The sequence below is a fragment of the Streptomyces sp. ISL-87 genome (genome assembly GCF_018614095.1).
In the GTDB taxonomy this organism is placed as follows: Bacteria; Actinomycetota; Actinomycetes; order Streptomycetales; family Streptomycetaceae; genus Streptomyces.
Genome location: NZ_JAGGOY010000021.1, coordinates 39419 through 48311, shown reverse-complemented (window position 1 = coordinate 48311; position 8893 = coordinate 39419). Strand labels below are relative to the sequence as shown.

Below are 8893 nucleotides of genomic sequence, written 5' to 3'. Positions count from 1 at the left end.
GGTGAGAACGGCGCCGGCAAGAGCACGCTGCTGCACTGCCTCGCCGGGACGATCCGCGCCGCCGCCGGGCGGATCACCCTCGACGGCCGGGACATCACCGCCCTCCCCCCGCACGCCCGCGCCCGCATCGGACTCGCCCGGACCTTCCAGCAACCTGCCGTCTTCGGCAGCCTCACCGTCACCGACAACATCCGCGTCGGCGCCGAGCACGGTCTCGGCCGGGGAAGGAGCCGGGGAGGAGGCCTGGGAAGGGGCCCGGGCGAGGGCGGAGGGGCCGGGGACTCGCTCGGCGCCGCCACGCAGGCCATGCGGCTTCTCGCCCTGCTCCCCGACCGCGACACCCTCACCGCCCGCCTCCCCACAGGGGCCCTCCGCCGGACCGAGCTCGCCCGCGCCCTTGCAGGCTCCCCCCGCGTCCTGCTGCTCGACGAGCCCACCGCCGGACTCGACGAGGCCGAGGTCGCCGTCCTCGCCCTGCTCCTGCGCGCGCTCGCCGCCGACGGCATGGCCCTGGTCGTCATCGAGCACGACCTGGAGTTCCTCTCCGTACTCGCCGGCACCCTCCACACCCTCAAGAACGGCCGCCTCCATGCCACTTGAGATGGCGCTGCGCGCCGCCCGCGTCCGCTACGGCCCCCTGGAGGCCCTGCACGGCATCGACCTGCCCGTCCCGGCGGGGACCCTCACCCTGCTCCTCGGCCCCAACGGCTCCGGCCGGACCACCGTCTTGCGCGCCCTCGCCGGGTCCGTCCCACTCAGCTCCGGCCGCGTCCTGTGGCACGGCGCCGACGTCACCCGCATCCGGGCCCACCAACGCGCCCGGCGCGGGCTGTGCTTCGTACCGGACCGGGAGGCCGTGTACCCGTCGCTCACCGTCGCCGACAACCTCGGCCTCTTCTCACCGGGCGCCCGGTACGACGCCGCGCTCGATGCGTATCCGGCCCTGGCAGCCCTGCTAAGCCGACCCGCCGGCACGCTGTCCGGCGGCGAACAGCGGATGCTCGCCCTCTCCCGCGCGCTCCTCAGCGCCGACGCGAGCGTGCTCCTGTTCGACGAACCCACCCAGGGCATGTCCCCCGCCGTCGCCGCCCGGACCTACGCCCTCCTCGCCATCCGCGCCGCCGGCTCCGGTGCCGCCGTGGTGCTGGCCGAACAGCGGGTGCCGGCCGCGCTGGCCCGCGCCGGGGTCCTCGTACACGAACTGCGGCGCGGTGCGGTGGTGTTCAGCGGGGAGGCGACGGAACGACGGCCGAGCGAGCCGACACCGCGAGCGCGGGAGCCGGAAGAACCGGAGGCACCGGAGGCACCGCAGGCACCGCAGGCACCGCAGGAACCAGAGAGGCCGTAGGGGCGACAGGGGCCGGAGAGCCCGGAGGAGCCACAGGAACCGGAGAAGCCGCTGACGTCGCCGGAGCCCCAGACGGCTCCGCCGCCGAAGCCCCAGGCGGAGCCAAGCCGGACCCCGACCCCGAGCCCGAGCCCGATCACCCCCGGCGAGCCGGGACGCACCGCCCCCGCGGGCCCGGGCGCCGACGGCGGCGGAGCCACGGCCGTGGCGGCGGCCGCCACCGGACCCCACGGGAGTACGAGCACCAGCGCGACAGCGGAAGCGACAGCGGAAGCGACAGCGACAGCGGAACCGGCAGCGACAGCCGCAGCGGCACAAGCCGAAAAGATCCGCAGGCGGAGATCGGGCATCGGGTCACGCTAGGCAGCGCCTTCCCGCCCTCCGGACCCGCCACGCGGCTCTCCCCCGGGCCCCACCCGGACGGCCGAGCCGCCACCCCACCCGGAAACGGCCAGCACTGGCCACCAACTGCGCACAATCAAAAAAGAGTTGGCATCAAAACGAAACCCCGGTCAGACCGTTCACTCGTCCGGGGGCCCGGTTCGATTCCGTTCCCTCAAACGGCGTGACCCCGCACGCCGCTCCCCCGTTGAGCCCGGCGAGCCGGGAACCCCCCGGCCCCCGCACGCCCTAGTCCGAGGAGCCACCCCGTGCCGCGCATGCTCGACGTCAGTGATGAGGTACGTGCCGAGATCGGTGACGAAGAAGCCGACAGGCTGCTCGTCGGCGACGACGCGCCGGGCAGTTACGACTGCACCTCCTGCCGCACCCCCGGAGACCCCGAGCGCGAGCGGACCAGCACGGTGCTGTTCGTCGGCGAGGAAACCGCCGTCCTCGCCTTCGCCCACGCCGGCTGTATCCCCTCCCAGGTCGTCACCGTCCCCGAGGAGCAGCTGCAGGGCGCCGTCCGCAGCATCACCGGCGACAGCCCGGCCCCCGCCGCGGCCGCCGACGGCGCCGGCGATGTTCCGCAGTCCGTGCCCGGCGGCCAGGCCGTCCTCGGCATCACGAGCGGCCTGGTCCTGATCGGCGGCGAACTGCACCCCGCCCTCGTCGTCGAGCCGACCGCGCCAATCGCCCGCCCCGGCACCACCGGCCCCGGCGACGATTTCCTGCCGCTCCTGATCGAGCAGGGCTTCATCCCGGTCACCGACACCGCCGAGCTCCCCTCCCCCCTGAACGGCTGGTCCGTCCTGCTCGCCGCCGGTCAGCTGCACGCCGTCCTCCAGCCCGGCACCGAGGGCGGCGGCCAGGTCGCCTGGTGGCAGGCGCACCAGGCGCTCTCGGTCACCGAGGGCTGGCGGGCCGCCGTCAACAAGACCCAGCGCGTGCTCATCTACGCCGCCCCCGTCGGCTCCATCGGCCAGCAGCCCCGCGAGGACCTGCTGCGCGACGCGCTGGACAAGGCGGCGGCCGGCGGCAAGCTGGTGGCCGCCTCGATGCCCCTGGCGGGTACGCCGGGAGCCTGATCCCCTTTCCCTCCCGAACGGCCGTCCGCCCCCTGCCGTGGGGGCCGGGTGGCATGCGCCGGGGGTGCGCGGTCCGTCCCGCGCACCCCCGGCGATCTGCGTTTTCTCCCCTGACCCCCGCATCCGCAGGGCAACGGGTTCGTTGGCTGTTACGTGCACTCATACGACCCCTCCCGCGCCCCGTACCACCCGAGCACCGTCCCGCCGCTGCGCCCCGCACGGGACCGGGACATCGCTCCGGCCGCCTCGCACACCCCGATCTTCGACACCCTGTACTCGGAGTACCTGCGCGCCTTCAGGGCGCTGCCGGGCGACCGTACGGGCGAGGAGGACCTCGGCTTCACGGCGTTCTCGTACGGGGGCACGTACACCGGCTCCGGCTCCTCGTACGGCAGCGGCGGCGGCACCGGCACCGGCACCGGATGGAACGGTTCCGCGTGGCAGCAGCCCGCGTACACCCCCCAGCTTCAGCCGCCTCAGCCCGTGTACTCGTACGCGGGCCAGGGCGCCCCGCAGTACGCCGCTACCGCCGCCTCAGCCGCGCCTTCCTCCGGATACGCCAACGGGCGGCAGCACCAGACCGGGATGCAGCACATCCCGGCGGCCCTGCCGCCCGCCCCGCGCCGGGGCTACTGACACCCCGACGCGGCCAAGTTCCGCGCTACTTCTAACTTGGGCCCCTACTTCTTCTTCTTGGCCCCTACTTCTTCTTCTTGTAGGCGGCGCCGCGCTTCTCGCGCACCCGCACCGAGATGTGGATCGGGGTTCCCTCGAACCCGAACTCCTCGCGCAGTCGGCGCTCGATGAAGCGCCGGTAGCCGTGCTCCAGGAAGCCGGAGGCGAAGAGGACGAACCGCGGCGGCTTGCTTCCCGCCTGGGTACCGAACAGGATGCGGGGCTGCTTGCCGCCGCGGATCGGGTGCGGGTGGGCGGCGACGACCTCGCCGAGGAAGGCGTTCAGCCGGCCGGTGGGGACGCGCGTCTCCCAGCCGGCGAGGGCCGTCTCGATCGCCGGGACCAGCTTCTCCATGTGGCGGCCGGTGAGCGCCGAGACGTTGACGCGGGGCGCCCAGGCGACCTGCTGCATCTCGGTCTCGATCTCGCGCTCGAGGTAGTAGCGGCGCTCCTCGTCGAGCTCGTCCCACTTGTTGTACGCGATCACGATCGCGCGGCCCGCCTCGACGGCCATGGTGATGATGCGCTGGTCCTGGACGCTGATCGTCTCGGTGGTGTCGATCAGGATGACCGCGACCTCCGCCTTCTCGACGGCGGCGGCCGTCCGGAGGGAGGCGTAGTAGTCGGCGCCCTGCTGGAGGTGCACCTTCTTGCGGATGCCCGCGGTGTCCACGAACTTCCAGGTGACGCCGCCGAGCTCGATCAGCTCGTCGACCGGGTCGCGGGTGGTGCCGGCCAGCTCGTTGACGACGACCCGGTCCTCCTTCGCGACCTTGTTGAGCAGGGAGGACTTGCCGACGTTCGGGCGCCCGATGAGCGCGATGCGGCGCGGCCCGCCGGGGGCGGCGCCCCCGAAGGTCTGCTCGGGCGCCTCGGGCAGGGCTTCGAGGACGGCGTCGAGCATGTCGCCCGTACCGCGGCCGTGCAGCGAGGAGACCGGGTGCGGCAGGCCGAGGCCCAGCGACCACAGCGAGGCCGCGTCGGACTCGCCGCTCTGGCCGTCGACCTTGTTGGCGCACAGCACGACGGGCTTGCCGGCCCGGCGCAGCAGCCTGACGACGGCCTCGTCGGTGTCGGTGGCGCCGACCTTGGCGTCCACGACGAAGACGACCGCGTCGGCGGCCTCGATGGCGTACTCGGCCTGGGCGGCGACGGAGGCGTCGATGCCGAGGACGTCCTGCTCCCAGCCGCCGGTGTCGACGACCTTGAAGCGGCGGCCGGCCCACTCGGCCTCGTAGGTGACGCGGTCGCGGGTGACGCCCGGCTTGTCCTCGACGACCGCCTCGCGGCGGCCGATGATCCGGTTCACCAGGGTCGACTTGCCGACATTCGGGCGGCCGACGACGGCGAGCACGGGAAGCGGCCCATGGCCGGCCTCCGAGATCGCGCCCTCGACGTCCTCGACGTCGAAGCCTTCCTCCGCGGCGAGCTCCATGAACTCCGCGTACTCGGCATCGCCAAGTGCTCCGTGGTCGTGCTGGTCGTTCATGAAGTCCGTTCCTCGTCGTTCGTGGTGATCGGTGGCCCCCGCGCAGCGCGGTTCCACTACTGGTTCAAGTCTCGCTCAGCGCCCGGTGAGGCGCTTGGCGTCGGCCAGGTGGGCGGTCAGCCGCTCCTGGATGCGTACGGTGGCCTCGTCCAGCGCGGTACGGGTACGGCGGCCACTGCCGTCCCCGGCCTGGAAGGCGTCGCCGAAGACGACGTCCACCCGGCTACGCAGCGGCGGCAGGCCCTTGACCAGCCGCCCGCGGCGTTCGGTGCTGCCCAGGACGGCAACCGGCACGATGGGCGCGCCGCTGCGGACCGCGAAGTAGGCGAGCCCGGCGCGCAGCGAGGCGAAGTCGCCTTCGCCGCGGGTGCCCTCGGGGAAGATCCCCAGGGCTCCGCCGTTCTCGAGTACGCCGAGGGCGCGGCTGATGGCGGTCCGGTCGGTACCGCTCCGGTTCACCTTCACCTGCCCGATCCCCTCCAGGAAGGGACCGAGGGGGCCTATGAACGCTTCCTTCTTGATCAGGAAGTGCAGCGGCCGGGGCGCCGTGCCCATGAGCATGGGCCCGTCGATGTTGTGCGAGTGGTTCACGGCCAGGATGACGGGGCCGGAGGCGGGCACTTTCCAGGCCCCCAGCACACGCGGCTTCCACAGCCCGTACATGAGCCCGATGCCGATCCGCCGGCCGACCGCCGCACCCTTGAGGGAGGGCGTTTCGCTCACTTGCCGCCCGCCCGCTTCTCTTCCACGAGGGTCACGACGCACTCGATGACCTGGTCGAGGGTCAGCTCGGTGGTGTCCACCTCGACGGCGTCGTCGGCCTTGGCCAGCGGGGAGGTCTTGCGCCCCGAGTCGGCCGCGTCCCGCTTGACCAGGGCCTCCTGGGTGGCGGCCAGATCCGAGGCCTCCTTGCCGCGGAGCTCGCCGTTGCGGCGCGCGGCGCGGGCCTCGGGAGACGCGGTGAGGAAGATCTTCACGTCGGCGTCGGGCAGGACGGTGGTACCGATGTCCCGTCCCTCGACGACGATCCCGCCGTCGGCCTCCGCCGCGATGCCGCGCTGGAGCTCGGTGATCAGGGTGCGCACCTCGGGGACGGCGCTGACGGCGCTGACCTTGGAGGTGACCTCCTGGGTACGGATCGGCCCGGCGGCGTCCAGCCCGTCGACCGTGATGGTCGGCGCGGCCGGATCGGTCCCGGACACGATGGCGGGCTTGCCGGCGGCGACCGCGATGGCGTGCGGGTCGTCGGTGTCGATGCCGTTGGTGATCATCCACCAGGTGATGGCTCGGTACTGGGCACCGGTGTCCAGGTAGCGCAGCCCGAGCTTGGCGGCCACGGCCTTGGAGGTGCTGGACTTGCCCGTGCCGGAGGGACCGTCGATGGCGACGATCACGGCGGTCGGAGCTGCGGATTCCACGGTGCGGGCACCTTCCTGGTTGCGCGTACGTGTCCGGGCGCGCCAAAGCGCCCCTCCCCAAGGTTACCGGCCCCCAGCCCTCCCCGACTCCGCCCGCATCGGTCTCCCCCGGACGGAGTGCCTCGGGGCTACTGCTTGCGCAGCGCCCAGCCGCGTTCCCGCAGCTCGGCCTCCAGGGTCGCGACCGCCCGCGGTTCCACCATCAGCTGCACGAGGCCGGCCTGCTGCCCCGTCGCATGCTCGATCCGCACGTCCTCGATGTTCACCCCGGCCCGACCCGTATCGGCGAAGATCCGCGCCAGCTCCCCCGGCTGGTCGGAGATCAGTACCGCCACCGTCTCGTACACCCGCGGCGCCGCACCGTGCTTGCCCGGCACCCGCACCCGTCCCGCATTGCCCCGCTTCAGCACGTCCTCGATGCCCGCCGCGCCCCCGCGCCGCTTCCCCTCATCGGCCGACTGCAGGCCCCGTAGAGCCTCGACCGTCTCCGCCAGATCGGCCGCGATCCCCGTCAGGACGTCCGCGACCGGCCCCGGATTCGCGGAGAGGATCTCCACCCACATCCGCGGATCGGACGCCGCGATCCGCGTCACGTCCCGGATCCCCTGCCCGCAGAGCCGGACCGCCGTCTCGTCCGCCTCCTCCAGGCGCGCCGCGACCATGCTCGACACCAGCTGCGGGGTGTGCGAGACCAGCGCCACCGCCCGGTCGTGGGCGTCGGCGTCCATGACCACCGGTACGGCCTTGCACAGCGCCACCAGCTCCAGGGCCAGGTTCAGCACCTCGTGGTCGGTGTCCCGGGTCGGCGTCAGCACCCAGGGCCGGCCCTCGAACAGGTCCGCCGTCGCGGCCAGCGGCCCCGAGCGCTCCTTGCCCGCCATCGGATGCGTCCCGATGTACGCCGTCACGTCCGCGCCCAGCGCCTCCAGCTCCCGCCGCGGCCCGCCCTTGACGCTCGCCACGTCCACGTACGCCCGTGCCAGCCCGCGCCCGATCGCGTCGGCCAGCGCCGCCGCCACATGGGCCGGCGGTACGGCGACGATCGCGAGGTCGACCTTGCCCTCCGGGGCGTCGTCGGTGCCCGCGCCGAGGGCGGCGGCGGTATGGGCCTGCGCCGGGTCGTGGTCGGCGAGGTGGACGGTGATCCCGCGGGCGGTCAGGGCGAGCGCCGCGGAGGTGCCGATCAGTCCGGTTCCGATGACGACGGCGGTTCTCACGGGCGCTCCAGGGTTGCGTAACGGCAGGGCACGGGCACGGCCAGGGTAGCCAGCCCGGACAGCGCGGGGGCCCGGCGGCCCGTCCCGTGGGACGGCGGCCGGGCCCTGGCGAGGGTCCGTCGGATCCTCTGCTGCCTGAAGGACCGGGCGGCGGTGATCCGCCGCGCACCCGGCTCAAGACACGGACAATGTCACCCGAACCGAACGGCGCCGCCACTTGGAGCCACTGCACACTGCGGTACAACGATCTGCATGATCTTCCACATCGTCCCCCTCGCCGACTGGACCGCCGAGCCCGACCTCCCCTACGCCCCGCCCTCGCTCGAATCAGAGGGCTTCGTGCACTGTTCGGCGGACCGCCCGACCGTGCTCGAGATCGCCGAGGCCCACTACCGCGATACGCCGGGCACCCTGCTGGCCGTGGAACTCGACGAACGGGCCCTGACCTCGGAGGTCCGCCGGGAGGGTGAAGCCAGCGGCCGCTATCCGCACGTCCACGGACCGCTGAACCGGGCCGCGGCGGTCCACCTGTGGGAGATCGTGCGAAACCCGGGCAGCCCCGCGGAACTGGCCCCCTGGCAGCCGGGCCCGTGAAACGGTGTGGCGGGCTTCTCCTGGAGCCCGCCACACGCCAGGATGCGTCTCGCCACCCCGGCAATGGCGACGGCGACGACGACGCAGCGCAGCGAGGAGATGTCATGAGCGACCCCACGCGCACCGCCCGGCGCACGGTACTGGCGGCGGGAGCGGCCGCATTGGCGGGTGGCACCCTCGCCGCGTGCGGTGACGAGGAGAAGCCGAAGAAGGAGCCGGGGACCACGCCCACCCCGCAGACACCCGAGTCCCCGGCCGCCTCTACGGCCCCGACGGCATCGGCCGCCCCCACGGCCTCGGCGGCCACCGGGACCGGCAAGGCCCTGCTGAAGACCTCGGCCGTCCCGGTGGGCGGCGGTACGGTCCTCAAGGACGCGAAGCTGGTGGTCACCCAGCCGACGGCGGGGTCCTTCCGCTGCTTCACGGCGGTGTGCACGCACCAGGGCTGCCTGGTGAACAAGGTCGAGAACGGCACCATCGACTGCCCCTGCCACGGCAGCAAGTACCAGGTCGCGGACGGCGCGGTGGTCCACGGCCCGGCCGGCCGCCCGCTGGCGGAGAAGAAGATCACGGTGACTCCGGCGGGCGAAATCGAGCTCGCCTAGGCTGATCCGGAAGACAGGCCCCAGACACGTCGTAGCCCCGGCGCCCCACCTGGGAAATGGCCTCGCGTGGCGGACGCC

The 8893-nt window shown here is 73.2% G+C and carries 10 protein-coding genes; 6 read left to right on the top strand and 4 right to left on the bottom strand.

The window, feature by feature from the left end; genetic code table 11:
* From J7I97_RS07965 to J7I97_RS07950, 4 genes are all read left to right on the top strand, one after another.
* Positions 1–600: ATP-binding cassette domain-containing protein (locus tag J7I97_RS07965; protein ID WP_214932098.1), on the top strand; the 600-nt coding region annotated here is incomplete at its 5' end.
* Positions 590–1348, top strand: a complete 759-nt coding sequence (locus J7I97_RS07960; RefSeq protein ID WP_214932096.1) for an ATP-binding cassette domain-containing protein — start codon at positions 590–592, stop codon at positions 1346–1348. The genes J7I97_RS07965 and J7I97_RS07960, both read left to right, overlap by 11 nt.
* A 650-nt stretch (positions 1349–1998) precedes the next feature.
* Positions 1999–2817, top strand: coding sequence for a hypothetical protein (locus J7I97_RS07955; protein WP_214932094.1), 819 nt, complete (start codon positions 1999–2001; stop codon positions 2815–2817).
* A 153-nt stretch (positions 2818–2970) separates the two neighbouring features.
* The gene (locus J7I97_RS07950; protein ID WP_214932091.1) at positions 2971–3453 is read left to right on the top strand and encodes a hypothetical protein; all 483 of its coding nucleotides are present in this window, start codon (positions 2971–2973) and stop codon (positions 3451–3453) included.
* Between the two features lie 64 nt (positions 3454–3517).
* Here J7I97_RS07950 and der read toward each other — a convergent pair whose 3' ends face one another.
* From der to J7I97_RS07930, 4 genes are all read right to left on the bottom strand, one after another.
* Positions 3518–4981, bottom strand: a complete 1464-nt coding sequence (gene der / locus J7I97_RS07945; RefSeq protein WP_214932089.1) for a ribosome biogenesis GTPase Der — start codon at positions 4979–4981, stop codon at positions 3518–3520.
* A 75-nt stretch (positions 4982–5056) separates the two neighbouring features.
* On the bottom strand, positions 5057–5644 hold the full coding sequence (locus tag J7I97_RS07940) for a 1-acyl-sn-glycerol-3-phosphate acyltransferase (RefSeq protein WP_251058586.1): 588 nt from the start codon (positions 5642–5644) through the stop codon (positions 5057–5059).
* Between the two features lie 56 nt (positions 5645–5700).
* Positions 5701–6399, bottom strand: coding sequence for a (d)CMP kinase (cmk, locus tag J7I97_RS07935; RefSeq protein WP_214932085.1), 699 nt, complete (start codon positions 6397–6399; stop codon positions 5701–5703).
* A gap of 128 nt (positions 6400–6527) precedes the next feature.
* A complete protein-coding gene (locus J7I97_RS07930) occupies positions 6528–7616 on the bottom strand; it encodes a prephenate dehydrogenase (RefSeq protein ID WP_214932083.1) in 1089 nt (362 codons plus the stop codon).
* A gap of 252 nt (positions 7617–7868) precedes the next feature.
* Here J7I97_RS07930 and J7I97_RS07925 point away from each other — a divergent pair, with 252 nt between their 5' ends.
* Together J7I97_RS07925 and J7I97_RS07920 are read left to right on the top strand one after the other, a co-directional pair.
* Complete coding sequence (locus tag J7I97_RS07925) at positions 7869–8210, top strand: DUF952 domain-containing protein (RefSeq protein WP_214932081.1); 342 nt, start codon at positions 7869–7871, stop codon at positions 8208–8210.
* A gap of 104 nt (positions 8211–8314) precedes the next feature.
* Positions 8315–8815, top strand: a complete 501-nt coding sequence (locus tag J7I97_RS07920; protein WP_214932079.1) for a Rieske (2Fe-2S) protein — start codon at positions 8315–8317, stop codon at positions 8813–8815.
* The last annotated feature ends 78 nt before the right edge of the window (positions 8816–8893 follow it).